The following is a 625-nucleotide window of genomic DNA, read 5'->3' on the forward strand; positions in this document are numbered from 1 at the left end:
ACGTCCTAAGCGCGGAACGAAATGGAGCCTGCAGTCAAGGTCTCTCTATCCGCCAGCATGCTCTTGCTGCGTGACGTTGGTCAAGTCATCGAACCAGGCGGCTTCCACCGGCAAGGGAAAAGGTCTCGTCCATAGCAAACACAGGGTACGCACGAAGGCGGCCCTCACCGTCCTCAACACGAGCTTCTGATCCAGGCGGAAGACCCGAACATTATCTACAGGGTCATCGAAGCGATGCCCTCACGGCCCTAGCTGACAGAGGTTCTTCCACCTGGCACCCGCCCTTCAACGAAGGGCCGGTAGTCGGAACCACCTTTGACGACGGCGTGCACGACACGCGCCATCTTGGCGGTAATAGCGGTCATTGCCTTGCGGCGCAGATCGGGATTGTCGCGATCCCTCGCGATGTAGCGTTCGAACTTATGACGGAAGCCGTTCTCCCGCTGGCGGATGGCGACTTGCCCGGCGATCCACAGGCTGCGGCGCAGCCGAGCATTGCCGAATTTGGAAAGGCGGGTCTGGCCGCGATATTGGCCTGACTGCTGTGTCGAGAGGTCCAGTCCGCAGAACTTCAGAAACTGGCGATGATGAGCGAAACGGCGAAGATCGCCGGCTTCGGCAATGA

1 pseudogene is annotated in these 625 nt (G+C 59.8%); it reads right to left on the bottom strand.

Annotated elements, in window-relative coordinates:
- Positions 1 to 223 precede the first annotated feature (223 nt).
- Positions 224 to 625 (bottom strand): annotated as a pseudogene (locus DH08_RS30120) (transposase); the annotation flags it as partial.

Origin of the sequence: Mesorhizobium amorphae (genome assembly GCF_014843845.1) — a bacterium.
In the GTDB taxonomy this organism is placed as follows: Bacteria; Pseudomonadota; Alphaproteobacteria; order Rhizobiales; family Rhizobiaceae; genus Mesorhizobium; species Mesorhizobium amorphae_A.